Below are 20727 nucleotides of genomic sequence, written 5' to 3' on the forward strand. Positions count from 1 at the left end.
TTTATTTTGTGGATCATATTTAAATAAAAAATCTGTTTAGTGACTTAATTCAGTCCAAAACCCTTGATGTGCTTGCGCTGCTTCTTCACTCAAACACGGCCCAATGACCCTGATTTCGCGTTGTCCACTAGCAAATACCTGACGACAAGGTAAAGATAATGTCGGGTTTTCTGGGTGATTCCCTGTAATTGCGAGGAGTTGTGTTTCACTCATGCCATAGACGACCCGACCAATGCCGGTCCAATAAATCGCACCAGAACACATCGCACAGGGTTCAGCATTGGTATATAAAGTACAGTTACGCAACTGTTCCAATGACAAAAGTCGTGCGGCCTGCCCTGCTGCAACAGTTTCAGCATGACGGGTGGGATCACCCGTCGGAGGTAATGAATTATTGCCTGCCTGAGTGACAACCTCGCCTAGTGCATTCACCACAATTGCAGCAAAGGGATGCAAGCCTTGCAATTTAGTTTGTTCTGCCAATTCAAACGTTTTTCTTAGAAAAAATAGATCTTGCGCTGTTGCCTGATCATTTAATGTCATTTTGATGTCTCTTTTAATTCAATAACGATTGATCGTAAAGACGGAGCTTAAGTAAAAATTTTCTATTTAGGCTCTATCTGCATCATTGCCGATATTTTTAAAAATGATAGTCAACCCGAACCATTGGTGTGCTGGCCGTGGCACCTTTTCCTGCAAAGCCATCGCTGTCACTGCCAAATTTATTTTTCCAATACTCATAGCCTGCGCCTGCGCGTAACTTGCTGCCTTTTAACCCAATAACTGGGCCCAAGTCATACATCACACTTACATCAATATGGGTTTCAGCTTTTGTATCACCACCAGACTCATTTTTTCCTTTTGAATCAATCCAAAGTGCATATCCTTCAAAAGATAGCGGTGTTTTTCCAATTGGAATGCCCCATGTAAACTGTGCAGCAGCATGAGTGTCATAGGTGTAACGCCCCGAAGAATACCCAAATCGCGGGGTATCTGATGAAGGATCATTACTTTCAAATAATGCCAATACGCTAAAATCTAGAAAACCAGGCACATCAAATTGAATAGTTGGCCCTACGACCCACATACGTTTTTTTGAACCATAACTATCATTTTTAGTGTTCCAGTCCAGCCCCAATGTTAAACCTGCACCACGAATGTAACCTGGTACAGATAAATTTGTTTTAGTAATGGCGCCAACATCCAGATAACGACGAATGACCACATAGGCTTCCTGAGTTCCTTTAGCATTGGATTGAGTGCTATTCGGTTCATCATCTGACTGAAGCAAATCGACATTAAAGAAATTTGAACCATACTTATCACCACTGGCATGGGTCAGATTAAAAATTTGTTTGGTGATATCGGTACGACTGCCATCTGAATCATTTTTATACGGTTCTGCAAATTGTGATCCGTAACGCCATCCAATAGAGGTATCGCTCCATGTGGAAGCCTGTACAGATTGCATGGTTCCAATTCCCCCCAGAATAGTAGCCATAGCAGTCATTAGCGTTTTTAATGCATTCTCTTGTTGGAATACCTTCATTGCACATTTCCCCTTATCATGTTCTCAAGATCAAAGCTCACAATATTCATCTCAAGACTCATAATGATGGCTTTTCAAAAATCACGTTTGCCCAATGCAAAACGATCTGACCCTGTGATAAAGGCAAATTTCCTACCAAAGATTGGCATATTAAAAATGTGCAATGTTGCTTATGTTAAAACAGATATAAACAATAAGATGATTGTTTTGAACCGATGTCATGAAATCACAGACAGAATTTAGCACAGGAAAATGAGCGTTATCTTCCTGTGCTTAAGCAGAAGTAATTGAGACAATGAGCTTAGATATTGGTTAATTGACCACATGACTATCGTTTCTCAGAACCGAAATCACCAACTCTCTGAACCAGCGAAACTCAGGAGAACGATGCTGACGTTCATGCCAAAGTAGATAATAGGAAATTTTGGGAAACTGGATTGGCGCATCGGAAATAGTCAAAGGCAATAATGCACTATAATGGCGAGAAAATGAGCGCGGCGCAGAAAAAATCGCGTCAAGTTGTAGCAGCATATAAGGAATCATTCCAAAGTACGGAATAAATGCCACAATATTACGTTTTAGGCGTTCTTTGGATAAATGTAAATCGATAACTCCACGTTGCCCAACGGTATAAGGTGTTGGAGCAATATGATCAGCATTAAGATAATCATCCATCGACAAGGTCTTATGCGCCAGAGGATGTGACTTACGCAGCAAACAGACCACTTCATCCTCGAACAATGGAGCAAGCCTTAAATATTCAGGAGGCTGTGGCCAGTTACCAATCACCGCATCGTACATACCACTTTCCAATGCGTGTGCATAATCTACATTATGTCCCATGGAATGCATGATGACCGTGCAATGGGGTGCTTCTACATGAATCCTGCGAAGAATTTCACCAATCGCGATGGGGTTTAAATAGTCCGATGCTGCCAGATTAAATATCTGACGTGATTGTGCCGGATCAAAATTAACTTGTTGGGTGGCAATTAATTCAAGCTGGCTTAATACCTGACTCACTGGCTCGAGTAAGGATAAACCACGTTCAGTAGGGGTCATGCCATTGCGGCTACGCACCAAAAGCTGATCACCTGTGATTTCCCTTAATTTTTTTAAAGCGGTACTAATGGCCGGTTGTGATTGATTTAGTCGTTTGGCTGCATTAGAGACACTTTTTTCTGTTAAAAGCATATATAAAACTTGCAGCAAATGTGCATCTAATGCTTCCCATTTATTTGTAGGATGAATCACCAATCTGTCCTTATCTAAGATCACCCGAGTCCATAGGCAAAATTTATACCATCTCTGGGCTACAATAAGGCAGAACGATTCCTAATGATGAAAATAAAAACGATTTTTACGATTTATCTCAGTTGATAGCCAATAAACCAGCCATTGGAATAAATTTTGGTTGATGGCGAATATGATTGATCCAACGACGAATGTGTAAAAAAGGCAGCAAACTTACACCCGCATCCCAAGCCAATGCAACTTGAGGAAATACAATCAGGTCCGCGGCCGTCAGTTGCCCACCCAATAAATAACGGTGTCCGCAAATGGTTTGCTCACATAAATGATCATCCAGCTCACGGAACTGCTGCGCTGCCTGCTGAAGTAATCTTTTCTCATCTGTCAAAAATTGATCCATTGCCAGACTGGCCTGACGTAATTGTCCCAAACTCAGTTTGAGTTTCTCATTAAAATCATGCCACTCCTGTATTTGCGATGACAAATAAACTGGTATCCATTGAGATTGTGTTCCTGTTAATTCAATTAAATATTGAAAGATAAACATCAGCCCAGATATGTTTGAAGAAGAATCTAATAAAACTGGCGATTCAAATTGATTATCGAACTGTTCAACATCTGCATATACAGACTGGTAAGGAAGTTGTAAAAACTCAAGTAACAAACGTACGCTATAGCAATCTGTCGATAATGGATCATCGGCAAAATTTAGAGGCAATGTTGATAGATTCACGTTCATACCACTTGCTCCGTTTGTATGCTTTTATGTACTCCATAGCTCCAATTCTTGGTGATCAGCCATTTGCGATATGCGGTCGCCAGTGCATCAGCTTTCGTCGGAATTTCCAGTTTGTCCAAAGGAAGTTTTAAAGGCACATGATTTTCCAGAATCGGTTTGTCCTGAGTAAAAATTTTCTGCTGAAATAAAACCATATCGGTCATGCTGCTCGTCTGATCATCCAAAATCATCAGCAAATGCGCCCGAATATGAGTTTCACTCAGGGGTTGAATAAAAAGACACACTACATCAGCAGGAATAATCCCCTTAGCCGCAGTATTCACTTTATATAAAATCGCGTTTAAGGGGGAAGCAACGCGATAGATATATTCAGTTTCCTGCGGCTGGGGTGAACTCGGTGCGGCAAGTGGTTGCGTAAAAAAACACTCCGTTGCCCAGATTTCATCGACATCTTCACGCCATTCAACGTGATAGGGTTTGACTGCAGTTTCTGGTTCAGCTCCCAAAATACCAGTATGGACATACGGAAAATGTGCCATATCCAGAAAATTTTCTATGCCACGTAGTGGTGAAGTGCGTACCCCGTAAGCACCACACGGCACACGGCGTGCCTCTACAACCTCATATTCATCAAGCTGAAATAATGGTTTTTTTTCAGTTCCGACACATAACCATACAAACCCAAAAGCCACTTGCACAGCCAAATTCAACATGTCTACATCGAGTGAATCGAACTTCACCTGATAAACATGGACATCATTGATGATATCTCGATGGATCGTTAAAATTTGTCCATCCAGACATGTTTTTATCTGCTGGCACCGAACGAATTCCTGCTCTGACGCAACCACAATCCATTCCCCCATCAAACTAGATGAAATCATCTGCGAATACTGCTGTGTATTAGGCATGGCTGAGTTTCTCCGACTCCAGATTTTCTCGCATCTGTCTTAATAAAGGATAACATTGAGTAGGCTTTGCGCTTTGTAATAGCATGGCATGTACCGTTACAACATTGGTCTGTGTCGGCGTGAGATAAATACGCAATCTACGATCTGCTGCATCATCTCGCCAACTCAATCCATTATGCATAGCGCATTCAGTCAAACCCGCTTCCAATAAATAATCTTGTACTTGAGGGAGTGTGACCGAGATAGTGACAGACCCTGCATAGACTAATTGTATTTCCTCAAATAAAGGATCAATGTCAGGTAAAGCATCTTCGCCATACCAGATCAGGCCTGAATTTTCCATGACTGCATAAGATCTTGCACATACACTTTTCGGTGCGCGCTGTTCAGGCTGAGCAGGAATACGCTGACAATGCCCATCTTCTGCGGCAAACTGCCAACCGTGATAGGCACAGACCAGACTTTCACCCTGTACCTGCCCCAAACTTAAACGCACACTACGATGTGGACAACGGTTTTCCCAGATTTGAACATGACCCTGCATGGAACGCCAGACAGCAACATCTTTCCCCCTCACCAGAACCTGCTCTACCTCACCTGTTTCGATCAGTATAGAAGGGACTAACGGAATCCATTGACCTGTAATCATGCCCATTTTCCTCAATATAACTTAAACCACTTTGCCCAATTTTTATTTTGGCAATACACCTTGCACGCCTTGTACATAGAAGTTCATTTTGTCGAGTTGCGCTTCGGTATAAGCACTGCCCGCCTTAACAAATTCTTTACCGGCCTGTGTATATAGAGGGCCAGCAAATGGATTCAATTTGCCTGCTTTAATCGCATCACGACGAGCTAATACCATCTTTTTGGCATCCGCAGAGACCGCTGTGCCAATATTTTCAACATTGATCGTGCCTTCTTTTACACCAGAGTAGATCGGTGCGTTGCTCCATTTTTTCGCAGCAACATCTTTCAGCACTTTGTCGTAAATCGGATCCCAATGTAGTACCGCAGCACCCAATTGCGCATCGCCACCAAATTTACCCATATCTGAGTTCCAACCTAAGCCCCAAACACCTTTTTGTTTGGCTGCCTGAACAACTGCTGGCGAATCAGTATTTTGTAATAACACATCACAACCTTGTGAAATCAAAGCCAATGCAGCATCACGTTCTTTACCCGGATCAAACCATGAACTCACCCAAACCACCTGTGTCGTGATTTTTGGATTAACACTACGCGCGCCAATGGTAAAAGCATTGATATTACGCACTACTTCTGGAATGGGGTAAGAACCGACAAATCCAATTTTATTGGTCTTACTTTTGCTTCCTGCCAATACACCCAGTAAATAAGCCCCTTGATAGGTACGAATATTATAGTTGCCCATATTCTTGCCAGACTTATAGCCCGTCGCATGCATAAATACGGTATTCGGATAAGTACGTGAAACTTTTTCCATCGCATTCATATAGCCAAATGAAGTTCCGAAGATCACTTTATTGCCTTGCTGCGCCAGATTACGAAATACTCGCTCTGCATCTCCCGTTTCAGGCACGTTGGCAACAAAGGTGGTTTTTACTGCTCCTTTCAGATCTTTTTCAGTGCGAATGCGCGATTGATCATGTGCATATGTCCAGCCATGATCACCTGGCGGACCAATATAAACAAAGGCTGCTTTGAGTGGATCAGCCGCATAAGCTGTAGTCAGCATTGTTGCTGTTGTTGAAACAGCCCCTACGGTGAGTAAACCACTACTGGCCGCACGAAATGCCGTCTTTTTAAATTTTGAGAATAATTTTGAAAATAATCCCTGCGGGCTTTGATCGCGTAACGTATTTGGATTTGTGTTCATTTCAATAGACATCGCATTACCCCAACTTTGTTATGGTATAAACGCCAGAAAATAAAATTGCTCGAATCGCAATGATCTATTTTCCAGAATATATAGAGGTAAAATGCAACGTTTGCGCCAACGTTCCGTTTAATATTTTTAATTGATCATTTTTAAATAAAGGTTATACAAAAAGTAGAATAGACCATTCTTTAAATTAAAAATAAAATTTATAATAATCAAATTTTTAAAATAATTTTTTTAGCAACTGCTACTTTCTCTTACGGTGCAATAATCGCACCAAAAAGTAATTTCTTTATCATGACAATTATTTTGCACAAGTGTGGAACATTTGGTAGACCCACACCTGCATCAAAATCGTATTTCTAATTCCGAAGTAACTGCCTAGCCTTTGCAGGAGTTTTCTTCTGCGCCATGACAATACCCACCAAAATCATCACGCCACCAATGGTATGGTAAATCGTCCAGTGTTCCGAAAGCCACAAGCTCGCAATAATGGCCGTGAATACTGGCATTAAATTCATAAAAATGCTGGTGCGGTTTGGGCCAATTGCCTGTACAGCTAGCATCCATAACAACGGTGCAATCAGTGAAGGGAACATGCCTGCATAGAAAACACTTGCTGCATTTTCAGCATTAATACCATCTAGGCCAAACCAGAGCAAGAATGGGATGTGATACAACAAGGCAAAAGCAATTTGTACATAGAGACTGGTCAGCAATGGCAATTGCAGCTGCCACTTTTTCAGGAAAACACCATAAAAGGCATAGAAACCTACTGCGAGTACCATCACGCCATCCCCCCAATGCCCACCTTGTGCAAATAGACTGGAAAGATGCCCTTGACTCATCACATAAAGTAAACCAGCAAAAGACAATAGGCTGCCAAAGAGCGCAAAGCGATTCGGCGCATCTTTTAAAATAAAATAAGAGATAAAGATGGTAAAGATCGGGACAAAAGCATTCACAATGCCCATGTTGGTTGCAGTAGTATAGTGTGCTGCAGTGTAAGATAGGCCTTGATATAATACCATTCCAAAGGCACTGAGTACCGCCAACTTAGGAATATACGGTTTGATTAAAGCACGTTGTTTCCATACCTTGGGCAACATGAATGGTGTTAAAATCAGAAAAGCCACAAACCAACGATAAAAACTAATACTGACGGGTGAAATATAATCAGCCACATAACGAGTCACCGCAATATTCAGCGACCAAATCAAGACGGCAATCAAGGGCAAGACAAAGGCCCATTTTTGGTATTTACTCAACTGACCCATCATTTTCTCACAATATCTCAGCAATGCTATATTGTGAAAGATGTCCAAAATAATTGAAATATTGAATTTCAGACATTTATATCGCGCTCACGACATCTGTTATGCTTAGAATAGCTCCCAAGCACGCATGGCGTGTTCAACCACCCGATGCAATTGTTCAACCGTCGCACCATCGCGTGCCTGAATAGTTAGCCCCTGCACAACCGTTGCATAAAAGTCTGTCATTTCCTGTAAAGGAGCTGTTGCTGCCAAGTCCCCATTGGCAACGCCCTGCTCTAAACGTTCAAACAGTTTCTGCTTGGTTTGCAAACGTTTTTCCAGAATATTATGTTGTACTGCCTGGGCATTATCCGAGCAGTTCATGGTTGCAACAACCAACATACAACCTGCTGGTTTATTCGGTTGAGCCAAACGTTTGACGTTGTCATATAAATAAAGCTCAAATGCAACTTTGGCGGTTTTGGCTTCTAAAAAAATAGGAATTATCGGGCAAGCTTCATGTGCCAAATAATAATCGATGCACTTATAAAACAATCCAGCTTTATCACCAAAGCTACTATATAAGCTCGGTGCAGTCAGCTCTAGCGCTTGTGTCAAATCACTGATTGACGTAGCTTCATAACCATGCTCCCAAAATAACAACATCGCTTTTTCCAAAGCCTGCTGCTCGTCAAAACACTTCGGACGACCACGCTTCTTTTTCAAGCTATCATCACATGGTGTTGGCAGAGGATCAGGTGCATTTGTCATAACAGTCACAGGTATTTTCATAACGATCACTATCAAACTAATTGACGCAGCAACATTAATCAACTATTTTATTTTATAGCGATCATTATAAAACTTATTATTTTTAAATTTTATTGTTATCCGACTAACAATAAACGGAATTTTTATGGAAAACTCATCTGCAACTGAGATCAGCTCACTGGAGTCAAACCCTTCGCAAGGGAACTGGCTCGCGCTGCTTTCAGTGACATTCAGTGCCTTTGCTTTAGTTACGGGTGAATTTCTTGCCATTGGCGTACTCAACGACATCGCACGGGATTTCCAGATCTCAGTGGGAACAGCGGGTCTCACGGTTTCGTTAACTGCAATTGTGGGTATGTTCGCTGCTGTGCTGATTCCAATTTCAGCGAAGACACTCGATCGACGTAATTTGCTCTTGCTGCTCACTCTGTTCATGATTGTTGCCAATCTTCTTACTGCATTTGCGCCTAACTTTCTCCTGCTTTTAGTCGGGCGCATTATTTTGGGCGTTGCTGTTGGAGGCTTCTGGGCCACTGCGGTTGCTTTAAGCGGCCGTCTTGCACCCCCTCATTTACCCATTGCCAAAGCTACCGCATGGGTCGCGTTCGGAGTCACTTTAGCCAGTGTATTGGGTGTTCCCATGGGCACCTGGCTGGCTCAATATAATGGCTGGCAAACCTCTTTCACGGCGATTTCATTGATGGGGATACTCCTGTTTATATTCCAGTATCTATACCTGCCTCAATTGAAACCCGCATCTTCCCTACGCTGGAAAGAGCTTCCGATCCTGCTACAACATCAGGCTGCACGTAAAGGACTGATTATCTTTCTTTTTATGGGTTTCGCACATTTTGCAGCTTATAGTTATTTTTCTGCCTTTTTTAAGCATGAACTGGATTTCTCTGAGGGCTTGATTAGCCGTTTACTGCTGGTCTATGGGATCGCAGGGATTTTTGGCAATATTTTTGCGGGCTACCTCGGACAGATCAATATTCGTTATACCTTCGCAGTGAGTGGTATTGCCTTCTTGTTTGCCTTTCTCAGCCTGCCGCTGTTTGGCACCCATATCATCTCTGCAATCATATTGACTGCCGTGTGGGGCTTCGCTTATGGCATTATTCCAACTGCAGTCAACATCTGGATGTTTACCCATGCACCCGAAGCCGTTGAAAAAGGCATGCCTATGGTAACATTGACCTTTTTAATCCTGATTGCGCTAGGCAGTATGTTTGGCGGCATTATCGTTGATTATTTTAATGGTACGATCTTATTTTTTGCCATGCTGCCCTTGGTCCTCTGTTCTCTGGTATTGATCTTTACGCTGGCACGCGGCTTAAACAATCCTAAAAACCATTATCAAAACAATAACACAGGCTGAGATAGAACCTGTCTGTGGTCAATGATGAATGGTCGCCGCTATAGTACGATAAGTTAAGGCGACCGTATTGATTGCTTTCTGTTCCAGCATCCATTTCCCCGACCATGCAAATTTATAATAAGCCTTACAGATATTTTTATAATGATCACTATAAAAACATTTGACGACCTTCTATTTATGCACTATTTTATTTTATAGCGATCGTTATAAAAAATTAATCAATTCTTCACCCTTTTGTCATGCTACTGACAAATAAGGATATTCACATGGAACAATCCACCTCTTCAGACACCCGACCCACTGAAACTACACAAGGAAGCTGGTATGCAATTTTAGCGGTAGCTGTTGCTGCCTTTGCACTGGTCACCAGTGAATTCTTACCTGTGGGCGTCCTCAATAGTGTCGCGACCGACTTGAATATTTCAGTAGGCACAGCGGGATTAATCATTACCTTACCTGGTGTTATGGCTGCAATTGCAGCGCCGCTCTTGCCCATTTCCGTGAAACAGCTTGATCGACGCTATGTATTGATCTTGCTGACCGCAATTATGGTGATCGCCAATACCATTACTGCTTTTGCAGATAGCTTCAATGTGTTATTGCTTAGCCGCTTGGTACTGGGGATTTCAATTGGCGGCTTCTGGGCCACCGCCATCGCGTTAAGTGGCAAACTTGCACCCGCACATTTGCCAATTGCCAAAGCTACTGCGATTGTCATGGCTGGTGTTACTTTTGCCACTGTACTCGGTGTTCCAATCGGGACTTGGCTCAGTGAATTCTATGGTTGGCGCAGCGCCTTTGGAATTACCGCTGCCATCGGCTTAGTGGTGTTAGTACTGCAACTGATTTTCTTACCTGCACTAAAACCTGAATCTGCCATTCATTTACATGATCTGCCCGCCCTACTCCGTACACCAAAGGCGCGTAGTGGTATGTTGATTGTCCTGTTAATTGGTCTAGCTCACTTCTGTGCCTATAGTTATTTAGCGCCTTTCTTTAAAAATATTGCAGGCTTTGATGGTACCACCATCAGTTCATTGTTGTTGCTCTACGGTATTGCAGGTATTTTTGGTAATGCATTTGCTGGCTATAGCGGCAATTTAAATGTGCGCTATACGCTCGCCTTTGTCGGGATCTGTTTTGTAATCGTATTTTTCGGCTTCCCGATTTTCGCGACTCACCAGTTTGGGGCAATTGTATTGACTGCTTTATGGGGGTTTGCATTTGGTGCCTTCCCGACTTCAGCCAATATCTGGATGTTCGTGCATGCCCCTCACGCTGTTGAAAAAGGTATGCCGCTATTTGTAGGGATGTTCCAAGTGATGATTGCCACGGGTTCATTACTCGGCGGCTATGTGGTTGATCATTTCAATGAAAATATCTTAATTTATGGTGTAATTAGTTTTGTTGCCTTGGCATTGATCAGTATCTTCACTTTGGCCAAAGGCTTGAATAACCCCAAAGTGACTTTCGAAAATTAGCATGAGATCCTCAAATGAAGCATGATGTTGCTGAACAATTTCCATTCTTGCACGGTATAGAAGTCCATGAATTTCTGTATCAAAAGGATGATATTGTCACACCTCATTCTTCACTTTGGGGCGATTTCAATTTCAGTCTGAATGGGACTTTAGAGTTTGATATTGAAGGTAAATATTACCTATCACCCCCCAGTTATGGATTATGGTTACCCCCACGAACCGAACATCAATCACTGCCGGTTGAGCATGAAATTCATTATATCTGTATTCGTCTACATCCGAAGTTTGGCGATTTTTTGGGTGCTGAATGCCGTTGTTATAGTATCGAACCATTTTTGCGGGCCTTGGTACTGCAGATCCTTGAGCAGCAAAAGCAGGCTGCTGCGCCTGAATATCGTGAACATCTGCTTCAAGTTCTGTTGGATCAACTGAAACAAGCACCCGCTTATTCTCATTACCTCCCACAAAGTAGCCACCCGATCTTGGCTCCTATTCTGGAAAGACTGGCAGATCCAGATCAATTTAATCAAAGCCTGCAACAGCTCTTACAACAGTTTCCAGTCAGCGAACGACATGTATTACGCCTTAGTCAGCAGGAATTACAACTTTCATTATCTGAATGGCGTAATCGCGCCAAAATCATTTTTGCCATCAATCAGATTCGGCAAGGCATGACCATCAAGCAACTGGCTTTTACGCTGGGCTATCATCATAGCTCCAGCTTTATTGAATTCTTCAAACGCTATACCGGGCAGACGCCAATTCAACTCAAAAATTCAGCAGTCTAAAACAAATCTTTGGTTTTACTTATTATTTGTATGGATTCATATCAAGAGGATTGCACTCTGAAGCAATAGCAGTTAAAACAAACAGGTCTTGTCACAACAACAAATTAGGACGCATTCCATGAGCCAGTCGGTTTATCACATTCCTGTTAAGGACATCAAAGGTCAAGAGGTTGATCTTGCTCAATATCAAGGCAAAGTTCTGCTTATCGTTAACGTCGCATCAAAATGCGGTTTAACCCCACAGTATGAAGGTTTAGAAAAACTCTATCAGGCCAAGAAAGAACAAGGCTTGGAAATTCTGGGTTTCCCTGCCAATAACTTCTTGGAACAAGAACCAGGTACGAATGATGAAATTCAACAATTCTGTTCTTTGAATTATGACGTGCACTTTCCGCTATTTGCCAAAATCTCGGTTGCAGGTGATGACAAACATGCATTATATCAAACCCTTACTCAAGCCATTCCTGAACGTATTGGCGAAGGGCCATGGTGGAAAGATCTCGTGGATTATGGTTTAACCCCAAATAATCCGCCAGAGGTGTTATGGAATTTTGAAAAATTTCTCGTGAATAAACAGGGTGAAATTGTCGCTCGTTTTGCACCAGACATCACTGCAGATGACGAGCGTATTGTCAGTGCCATTGAAGCTGAATTGGCCAAATAAACTTTAAAAACATATAAAAAAGAGCAGTTGATCTGCTCTTTTTCTATTTGAATTCCCTCTCTCCATATGATCGTCTGCCATCAAACTGTTGCAGAATTGCAAAAATCACTTTTTTCTCCACACTTTCTCACTATAGTGACTTCCCTCTTATAATCTGGTGTGTTCAGCCATGATGGAAAAACGATCTATCAAAGCCATTCTCACAACATCTACACTTGCCGCAGTGCTTGCCTTGGTCGGTTGTGACCAAACACCACAGGACAATCAACAGGCTGAACAATCCACTGAGCTGGAGCAATCCATCAGCACACCAGAAGATCAACAAGGTCACAGCTCAACTGCGCAGCAAAGCCAGAATTTAAGCCGTGGCAATATGCTCAATATTGCCCGTGATATTGCCAAGCTGCAGATCGAAACCGATGACTATGTCACGCTGCTGAAACAATCGCAAAGCAATCTAGAGCAGGCGATCCAGGATAAGAATGCACAGAAGTTACAAAGCACCACAGGTGAGTTAAATCAGCAACTGCATAACTTGCACGACGCCTTATTGTCATTGAATCTCAGAAGTGATGAAGTCGATCAGATCCGCCAAAGCCTATTGGCTGCCAATCAGCAGCTGTTAAATATGCCTCTCTTGCATGGTCAAACCGACCTCTCCAAAATTGATTTTGCCAAGATCGAGAAACAGTTCAATACCATTCAAATGGACATGGTGAAACTGGCCACTTTGGTATTGGGCAATCATAAAGCCGATTCGAATGCCTAGAGATTAATTCTTTTAATTTTCAATTTGCGATAAAAAAGCCACCTGACGGTGGCTTTTTTAATCTCGAACCTGCAGTAATTAAAGTGCGCGGTTTTTGATTTTACGAATTGTTTCAAGCTGGCCTGAGATCTCTGAAAGAGATGCCAATGCCGCAGCTGAGTCCAAATCACTCTTTTGATTGGCTAACAATGCTTCAGCTTGTTTACGAGCTTCCATAATTGCAGCTTCATCCAAGTTGTCAGCGCGAATTGCAGTATCTGCAAGTACGGTCACAACGTGAGGTTGAACTTCTAACACACCGCCTGATACATAAACGATTTCTTCTGTACCATTTTCCAACTGAACACGAATCGGGCCCGGTTGGAGCAAAGTTACGAGTGGCGCATGTCCTGGTAAAATACCAAGCTCACCGCCCGCACCTTTTGCGATTAACATCGTAACTTGTCCAGAGTAAATCGACTCTTTAACACTTACAACATCACATTGCATAGTCGCCATGAGAATCTCCTTAAATTAGAGTTGCTAATTAAAGTTTCTCGGCTTTAGCAATCACTTCGTCAATACCACCAACCATATAGAACGCTTGTTCTGGGATGTGATCGTATTCACCAGCTAATAGACCTTTAAAGCCACGAATCGTTTCTTTAAGTGGTACTAATTTACCAGGCGCACCCGTAAATACTTCAGCAACATGGAACGGTTGAGAGAAGAAACGTTGGATTTTACGTGCACGGTAAACAACCAATTTATCTTCTTCAGCTAACTCGTCCATACCCAAGATTGCGATGATGTCTTTAAGCTCTTTATAACGTTGCAATACGTTCTGTACAGAACGTGCAATTTCATAATGCTCAGCACCAACCACTAATGGGTCTAACTGACGTGAAGTTGAGTCAAGTGGATCGATCGCTGGATAAATACCAGAAGATGCGATGTCACGGCTCAATACAACAGTAGCATCTAAGTGAGCAAACGTTGTTGCAGGCGATGGATCTGTTAAGTCATCGGCAGGTACGTATACTGCTTGGATCGATGTGATCGAACCAGATTTAGTCGACGTAATACGCTCTTGAAGAACACCCATTTCCTCTGCAAGTGTCGGTTGGTAACCTACTGCAGATGGCATACGACCTAACAATGCTGATACTTCAGTACCCGCAAGTGTATAACGGTAGATGTTGTCGACGAATAATAATACGTCACGACCTTTACCATTTTCGTCTTTTTGATCACGGAAGTATTCAGCCATGGTCAAACCAGTCAACGCTACGCGTAAACGGTTACCTGGTGGCTCGTTCATCTGACCGTAGACCATTGCTACTTTGTCAAGAACGTTAGAATCTTTCATTTCGTGATAGAAGTCGTTACCTTCACGAGTACGCTCACCAACACCAGCAAACACAGATAAACCTGAGTGAGCTTTCGCGATGTTGTTGATCAACTCCATCATGTTAACGGTTTTACCAACACCGGCACCACCGAACAGACCAACTTTACCACCTTTCGCGAACGGGCAAAGTAAGTCGATGACTTTAATACCAGTTTCTAAAAGATCAGTCGAAGCTGCTTGTTCAGCATAAGAAGGGGCTTGACGGTGAATCGGCAAACGCTCTTCAGTCGCTACAGGACCTGCTTCATCGATAGGGCGACCCAATACGTCCATGATACGACCAAGTGTCGCTGGACCTACTGGAACAGAAATCGGTGCATTTGTGCTAGTTACATTTAGGCCACGTTTAAGACCTTCTGTAGAACCCATTGCGATGGTACGAACAACACCATCGCCAAGCTGTTGCTGAACTTCTAATGTAGTTTCAGTACCGTCAACTTGGAGAGCGTCATAGATCTTAGGAACGCTATTGCGCTCAAACTCGACGTCGATAACCGCGCCGATGATCTGAATGATACGACCGCTACTCATTGCTGTCTCCTCAATTCAAACTTAATAATGTTAAACGGCAGCGGCACCGCCAACGATCTCGGAAATTTCCTGAGTAATCGCGGCTTGACGCAGCTTGTTGTAAATGAGCTGTAGGTCTTTAATCAATTGTCCTGCGTTGTCTGTCGCTGCTTTCATCGCGACCATACGAGCTGACTGCTCACATGCAACGTTTTCAATCACACCTTGATAAACCATAGACTCGATATAGCGAACCAACAAACCATTTAACAATTCTTCTGCTTCTGGTTCGTAGAGATAGTCCCAACCATAAGTACGGTTGAGGTCATCGCCTTCTTCTGCCGGTGCTAAAGGAACAAGTTGTTCTACTTTAGGCTGCTGAGTCATTGCATTGACAAAGCCATTTGATACGAGGTAGATACGATCTAATTCGCCCTTATCAAATGCATCAAGCATAACCTGTACTGAGCCTGTTAACTGTTCCAAACTCGGCGCATCGCCAAGTTGGGTCGTTGCACCAAGCACTTTACCGCCGTAATTCTTAAAAAACGAAACCGCTTTTTGACCAATCAAAGCAAATTCAACTTCAATTGACTGCTGTTGTTGTGCTTTGACATGCTGCACAACTTTCTTGAACAAGTTAATGTTCAAGCCACCTGCCAAACCACGATCTGAAGACACTACAATATAGCCAACACGCTTAACTGGGCGCTCAACCATATAACGGTGTTTGTATTCAGGGTTTGCTTGGACCAAGTGAGCAATTACACGGCGCATATTATCGGCATACGGACGGCCCTGAGCCATGCGCTCTTGCGCACGACGCATTTTCGAAGCAGCTACCATTTGCATCGCGCGAGTAATCTTTTGCGTGCTCTTGATACTAGCTACTTTGGCGCGAATTTCTTTTAAATTTGCCATACGCTTAACCTAGTATTCGAAAGCTCTTTCGAGCTTCCGAAGGTTGATCCGTGAACCAAACTTAACTAAAGATAAACTTAGTAAGTTTGAGTCGCTTTGAAGCTCTCAATACCTGATTTGATTGCTGCTTCGATGTCTTTGTTGTAATCACCAGTTTCATCGATCTGTTGCATTAACGCAGCATATTCAGAGCGGAAGTAAGAGATTAACGCAGCATCAAAGTCTACGATTTTCTTCACTTCTACGTCAGCCATATAGCCTTCGTTCGATGCATATACAGAAACAGCTTGGTCAGCAATTGAGTATGGAGCATATTGTTTTTGCTTCATTAACTCAGTTACACGTTGACCATGCTCAAGTTGCTTACGTGTTGCTTCATCAAGGTCAGAAGCAAACTGAGCAAACGCAGCCAATTCACGGTATTGTGCTAGAGCAGTACGGATACCACCAGACAATTTTTTGATGATCTTAGTTTGAGCTGAACCACCAACACGTGATACCGAGATACCCGCGTTCACAGCAGGACGAATACCTGCGTTGAATAATGATGTTTCTAAGAAGATCTGACCGTCAGTAATCGAGATTACGTTGGTTGGTACGAATGCAGATACGTCACCTGCTTGAGTTTCAATGATCGGTAATGCAGTTAAAGAACCAGTTTGACCTGTTACTGCACCGTTCGTGAATTTCTCAACATAATCAGCTGAAACGCGCGAAGCACGTTCAAGAAGACGCGAGTGAAGATAGAATACGTCACCTGGATACGCTTCACGACCTGGTGGACGACGTAACAATAATGAAATTTGACGGTAAGCAACAGCTTGCTTAGACAAATCATCATAAATGATTAACGCATCTTCACCACGATCACGGAAGTATTCACCCATTGTACAGCCAGAATACGGAGCTAAATACTGCATTGCTGCAGGATCAGCGGCCGCAGCTGCGACAACAGTTGTATACGCCATAGCGCCAGTTTCTTCTAGCTTGCGTACTACGTTTGCAATTGTTGATTGTTTTTGACCAATCGCAACGTATACACATTTAATGCCAGAGTTTTTCTGAGCGATGATCGCATCGATCGCCATTGCTGTTTTACCAGTTTGACGGTCACCAATAATCAACTCACGCTGACCACGACCTACAGGGATCATGGTATCAACTGATTTATAACCAGTTTGAACAGGTTCGTCGACAGACTGACGCCAAATTACACCTGGTGCTACTTTTTCAACAGCATCCGTTAGTTTTGCATCAATCGGGCCTTTACCATCAATTGGGTTACCCAAAGCGTCTACGACACGGCCAAGAAGTTCAGGACCAACCGGAACTTCTAATACACGACCTGTGCAACGAGCTTTTTGACCTTCTTGCAGGCTTAGGTAGTTACCTAAAACAACGGCACCCACTGAATCCTGTTCTAGGTTCAGTGCCATACCAAATAAGCCGCCGTCGAATTCGATCATTTCACCGTACATTGCATCTGCAAGACCGTGAATACGCACGATACCGTCAGATACCATGACGATGGTACCTTCATTCTTCGCGGTCGCGCTGGTGTCCAGATCGCCGATACGCTGTTTAATGAGCGCACTGATCTCGGATGGATTCAGTTGTTGCATTGCGCTATTCCTCAATCTTTTTTAAGTTCAGTCTTTTTGCTGTTAGGCAAGAAGACGAGTCCGCATTTTTTCAAGCTTGTTAAGCGCAGAGTCATCTATCACTTGGTCGCCTGCACGAATCACAACACCTGCGATCAACGCTGGATTAACGTTAACAGTGACATGAACTGTTCTGTTAAAACGTTTTTCAAGCGCGTGAGCTAAAATATGCTCTTGTGTCGCATCCATTGGAAAAGCAGATTCAATCTCTACTTCCAATGTGTTGTTGTTCTGCGATTTAAGTAATTCGTATTCTGCTGCGATTTCAGGCAATAAAACCAAACGATCGTTGTCTGCAAGCAAGGTCAAGAAATTTGACACTGATTGAGACTGATCTTCACCTAAAACCTTCGCAAAAAGACCTACTTGTTCCGCAGGAGTCAGCTCAGGGCGATTTAAATAAGCGGAAAATGCTTCGTCTTGCACCGCAGCACCGAGCAGTTGTAACGCATTTGACCAAGCGTCAGTTGCATTCTGCTCAGATGCATAAGCAAATGCTGCTTTGGCGTACGGGCGTGCTAACGTCAAGAGTTCAGCCATATTCGCCTCGCTTAAAGTTTAGCAGCCAGCTGATTCAGCATGGCATTATGAGCTTCTGCGTCAACTTGTTGGTTCAGAATTTTTTCTGCGCCAGCAACTGCCAAAGCAGCAACTTGTTGACGTAATTCTTCGCGAGCAGAATTGATGTCTTGATCAACAGTTTCTTTCGCCTGTTGACGAATACGCTCACCTTCAGCAGATGCTTGGGTACGCGCTTCTTCGATCAATTGTGCTGCACGACGGTTCGCTTGTTCGATCAATTGAGCCGCTTGTGCTTTTGCTGCGTCTAATTCTGCCTTAACTTGTGCTTGCGCATCAGCAAGGTCAGCTTTTGCTTTTTCAGCAGCATTTAAGCCATCAGCGATTTTACGCTGACGCTCACTAATCGCATTGATTAGTGGTGGCCAAACAAACTTCATGCAGAATGCGACAAAGATCGCAAATGCAATTGCCTGGCCAATCAATGTGAGGTTGATATTCATTTCGCTATTCCTCAATATGTGGATTTAGGAATTAAGCTATTAACCTACAAATGGATTAGCGAAGATGAAGAACAAGCCAATACCAACACCGATCATAGGCACAGCATCAAGAAGACCCGCAATTAAGAACATACGAGTTTGAAGTTGTGGAGCCAATTCTGGTTGACGAGCAACAGCTTCTAAGAAGCGACCGCCTAAAAGACCGAAACCAATCGCAGTACCTAAAGCACCGAAAGCGATCAAGATAGCAGATGCAATTGCAACTAGACCTAAAGTGAGTTCCATGAAAAATTCCTCAGAGGTTAGGTTATTACCAAATTAAACTAAAATTTAAGCCCAACTGTCAGGTGACAATCAGGCAATACCATTAATGCTTTTCGCTTGCCATGCTCAAGTAAACGATGGTCAGCATCATAAAGATAAATGCTTGCAGCGTGATTACGAGAATGTGGAAGATAGCCCAAGGCACAGATAACGCCCACTGGATCCAGAACGGCAATAATGCGATCAAGATGAAGATCAACTCACCCGCATACATGTTACCGAACAGTCGTAGAGCCAACGAAACTGGACGAGCAAGGAAAGTTACTAATTCCAAAATTAAGTTCACTGGAATCAATAACGCTTTTGCAAATTTGTTACTTGGGTTGAATGGGTTAAGTGCCAATTCACCGACGAAACCGCCGATCCCTTTCTCACGAATACTATAGAACAAGATTAAAACAAATACAGACAACGACATACCAAGGGTAATGTTCGGGTCAGTAGATGGAACGATCTTGAAGTAAACGTGGTGAGGGTCCATGCCAAATACGTTTGCACCAATCAATTGAGCTGTATACGGGATCCAGTCAACTGGGATTAAGTCCATTGCGTTCATGAGGAAAATCCACACGAAAATGGTTAATGCCAAGGGTGCAATTAAGCGTGATTTGCCGTGGAAAGTATCACGAACACTTGAGTCAACAAACTCGATAATCATTTCAATCGCTGACTGAAATTTAGTTGGAACACCTGCATTCGCAGCTTTCGCAACTGTCCAGAACAACAAACAGAAAATAACACCAAGTCCGATAGACCAACCCATTGAATCCAAGTGAATTGCAGTGAACCCCATCGAATGAGCTTCTTCAGCAGTCTCAGCCAATTTCCATGTACCGTCAGGCATTTTGCCATAGGTCATATTGGTCAAGTGATGCTTGATATACTCGGTCGAAGTCAGGGCATGTTCTTCAGCAGCCATAAATCACACCTGGTCAATGTCAATCATTAAAAAGAAGAGAAACGAATCATGCGGATGGCCATAATTCCGCTTCTACTTCCAAAAATCTCAAAATGTGCCTTACCCTCGTTTTTGTAGACGTGCCACCCAAAATGGCGCGACCCACGACATCGCTTGTACGAGAATAAATCCACAAAACAATGCAACCGGTGACAGCGGTTTAACATTGCTCAAAATTAATATAAAACCCACGATCACAATCGCAAACTTACCGAGCATTCCTCGGTACATATTCAGCATGACTTGTTTTGATGCTCTTGCGCCTGCCGTTCTAAACGACTGCCAAGCAAAATAACAGTGTGCCAACCAACATACCAAAGCCCCAAGCGCAGCACTCAAAGCAGCAGTTGTATCTTTTATTGCCCATGCAAGCAACGCTGCAACAGCAATCATACACGCTTGTAAGAAGACCAAAGCTTTTGCTAATCGTCGGTCAATCATGCGACTAGTTTGGCTCATTTTTTACCCACTTACAGCAGAACTGCTTGACAAGTTTTAATCATGATCGTTTCGAATCGCAGGC

The 20727-nt window shown here is 43.0% G+C and carries 23 protein-coding genes; 5 read left to right on the top strand and 18 right to left on the bottom strand.

All coding sequences use genetic code 11. The features are described 5' to 3' along the window. Positions 1-36: 36 nt before the first annotated feature. The 9 genes from NQU59_RS02495 to NQU59_RS02535 all read right to left on the bottom strand — a co-directional run bounded on the left by NQU59_RS02495 (position 37) and on the right by NQU59_RS02535 (position 8347). Positions 37-543 carry a nucleoside deaminase gene (locus tag NQU59_RS02495; protein ID WP_257064847.1) on the bottom strand — a complete coding sequence of 169 codons (507 nt, stop codon included), beginning with the start codon at positions 541-543 and terminating at the stop codon, positions 37-39. A gap of 97 nt (positions 544-640) precedes the next feature. Further along, positions 641-1549 (bottom strand): hypothetical protein, encoded by a 909-nt coding sequence (locus NQU59_RS02500; protein WP_005240392.1) that lies wholly within the window; start codon positions 1547-1549, stop codon positions 641-643. Between the two features lie 312 nt (positions 1550-1861). Further along, positions 1862-2803: a LysR substrate-binding domain-containing protein gene (locus NQU59_RS02505; RefSeq protein WP_005240395.1), complete on the bottom strand. Its 942-nt coding sequence runs from the start codon at positions 2801-2803 to the stop codon at positions 1862-1864. A gap of 118 nt (positions 2804-2921) precedes the next feature. Continuing rightward, positions 2922-3539 carry a glutathione S-transferase family protein gene (locus NQU59_RS02510; protein ID WP_257064850.1) on the bottom strand — a complete coding sequence of 206 codons (618 nt, stop codon included), beginning with the start codon at positions 3537-3539 and terminating at the stop codon, positions 2922-2924. Further along, complete coding sequence (locus NQU59_RS02515; protein ID WP_005240399.1) at positions 3536-4450, bottom strand: hypothetical protein; 915 nt, start codon at positions 4448-4450, stop codon at positions 3536-3538. Before NQU59_RS02515 ends, NQU59_RS02510 begins: the two co-directional genes overlap by 4 nt. Next, positions 4443-5099, bottom strand: coding sequence for a Rieske 2Fe-2S domain-containing protein (locus NQU59_RS02520; RefSeq protein ID WP_005240401.1), 657 nt, complete (start codon positions 5097-5099; stop codon positions 4443-4445). Before NQU59_RS02520 ends, NQU59_RS02515 begins: the two co-directional genes overlap by 8 nt. Positions 5100-5141: 42 nt before the next feature. Beyond that, a complete protein-coding gene (locus NQU59_RS02525; RefSeq protein ID WP_257064853.1) occupies positions 5142-6320 on the bottom strand; it encodes a BMP family ABC transporter substrate-binding protein in 1179 nt (392 codons plus the stop codon). Between the two features lie 353 nt (positions 6321-6673). Continuing rightward, positions 6674-7588: a DMT family transporter gene (locus tag NQU59_RS02530; protein ID WP_257066116.1), complete on the bottom strand. Its 915-nt coding sequence runs from the start codon at positions 7586-7588 to the stop codon at positions 6674-6676. Between the two features lie 105 nt (positions 7589-7693). Further along, positions 7694-8347 (bottom strand): TetR/AcrR family transcriptional regulator, encoded by a 654-nt coding sequence (locus NQU59_RS02535; RefSeq protein ID WP_373462965.1) that lies wholly within the window; start codon positions 8345-8347, stop codon positions 7694-7696. Between the two features lie 136 nt (positions 8348-8483). Between NQU59_RS02535 and NQU59_RS02540 the strand changes: the two genes are divergently transcribed. From NQU59_RS02540 to NQU59_RS02560, 5 genes are all read left to right on the top strand, one after another. After that, positions 8484-9716: an MFS transporter gene (locus tag NQU59_RS02540; protein WP_096911039.1), complete on the top strand. Its 1233-nt coding sequence runs from the start codon at positions 8484-8486 to the stop codon at positions 9714-9716. 266 nt (positions 9717-9982) lie between these two features. After that, positions 9983-11197, top strand: coding sequence for an MFS transporter (locus NQU59_RS02545; protein WP_005240411.1), 1215 nt, complete (start codon positions 9983-9985; stop codon positions 11195-11197). A gap of 14 nt (positions 11198-11211) precedes the next feature. Next, positions 11212-11985: an AraC family transcriptional regulator gene (locus tag NQU59_RS02550; RefSeq protein ID WP_257064854.1), complete on the top strand. Its 774-nt coding sequence runs from the start codon at positions 11212-11214 to the stop codon at positions 11983-11985. 118 nt (positions 11986-12103) lie between these two features. Beyond that, positions 12104-12649 carry a glutathione peroxidase gene (locus NQU59_RS02555; RefSeq protein WP_005240415.1) on the top strand — a complete coding sequence of 182 codons (546 nt, stop codon included), beginning with the start codon at positions 12104-12106 and terminating at the stop codon, positions 12647-12649. A 169-nt stretch (positions 12650-12818) separates the two neighbouring features. Next, a complete protein-coding gene (locus NQU59_RS02560; RefSeq protein ID WP_257064860.1) occupies positions 12819-13418 on the top strand; it encodes a hypothetical protein in 600 nt (199 codons plus the stop codon). Positions 13419-13496: 78 nt separating this feature from the next. On the opposite strand, the gene NQU59_RS02565 is transcribed toward NQU59_RS02560, so the two are convergent. The 9 genes from NQU59_RS02565 to NQU59_RS02605 all read right to left on the bottom strand — a co-directional run bounded on the left by NQU59_RS02565 (position 13497) and on the right by NQU59_RS02605 (position 20663). Further along, on the bottom strand, positions 13497-13916 hold the full coding sequence (locus NQU59_RS02565) for a F0F1 ATP synthase subunit epsilon (RefSeq protein ID WP_004773226.1): 420 nt from the start codon (positions 13914-13916) through the stop codon (positions 13497-13499). Positions 13917-13944: 28 nt separating this feature from the next. Continuing rightward, positions 13945-15339, bottom strand: coding sequence for a F0F1 ATP synthase subunit beta (gene atpD, locus NQU59_RS02570; RefSeq protein ID WP_004656517.1), 1395 nt, complete (start codon positions 15337-15339; stop codon positions 13945-13947). Between the two features lie 30 nt (positions 15340-15369). Next, a complete protein-coding gene (gene atpG, locus NQU59_RS02575; protein WP_005240419.1) occupies positions 15370-16239 on the bottom strand; it encodes a F0F1 ATP synthase subunit gamma in 870 nt (289 codons plus the stop codon). A 77-nt stretch (positions 16240-16316) separates the two neighbouring features. Beyond that, a complete protein-coding gene (atpA, locus tag NQU59_RS02580) occupies positions 16317-17861 on the bottom strand; it encodes a F0F1 ATP synthase subunit alpha (protein ID WP_004773229.1) in 1545 nt (514 codons plus the stop codon). 42 nt (positions 17862-17903) lie between these two features. Then, positions 17904-18440 carry a F0F1 ATP synthase subunit delta gene (locus NQU59_RS02585; protein ID WP_005240421.1) on the bottom strand — a complete coding sequence of 179 codons (537 nt, stop codon included), beginning with the start codon at positions 18438-18440 and terminating at the stop codon, positions 17904-17906. Between the two features lie 11 nt (positions 18441-18451). Continuing rightward, positions 18452-18922, bottom strand: a complete 471-nt coding sequence (locus NQU59_RS02590) for a F0F1 ATP synthase subunit B (RefSeq protein WP_004656525.1) — start codon at positions 18920-18922, stop codon at positions 18452-18454. A 39-nt stretch (positions 18923-18961) separates the two neighbouring features. Then, the gene (gene atpE, locus NQU59_RS02595) at positions 18962-19207 is read right to left on the bottom strand and encodes a F0F1 ATP synthase subunit C (protein WP_000424060.1); all 246 of its coding nucleotides are present in this window, start codon (positions 19205-19207) and stop codon (positions 18962-18964) included. 82 nt (positions 19208-19289) lie between these two features. Continuing rightward, entirely contained in the window at positions 19290-20165 is an 876-nt protein-coding gene (atpB, locus tag NQU59_RS02600; protein WP_005240424.1) for a F0F1 ATP synthase subunit A, read from the bottom strand. Positions 20166-20264: 99 nt separating this feature from the next. Further along, positions 20265-20663, bottom strand: coding sequence for an ATP synthase subunit I (locus tag NQU59_RS02605; protein WP_005240426.1), 399 nt, complete (start codon positions 20661-20663; stop codon positions 20265-20267). Positions 20664-20727: the final 64 nt, after the last annotated feature.

It is taken from the genome of Acinetobacter colistiniresistens, assembly GCF_024582815.1.
In the GTDB taxonomy this organism is placed as follows: Bacteria; Pseudomonadota; Gammaproteobacteria; order Pseudomonadales; family Moraxellaceae; genus Acinetobacter.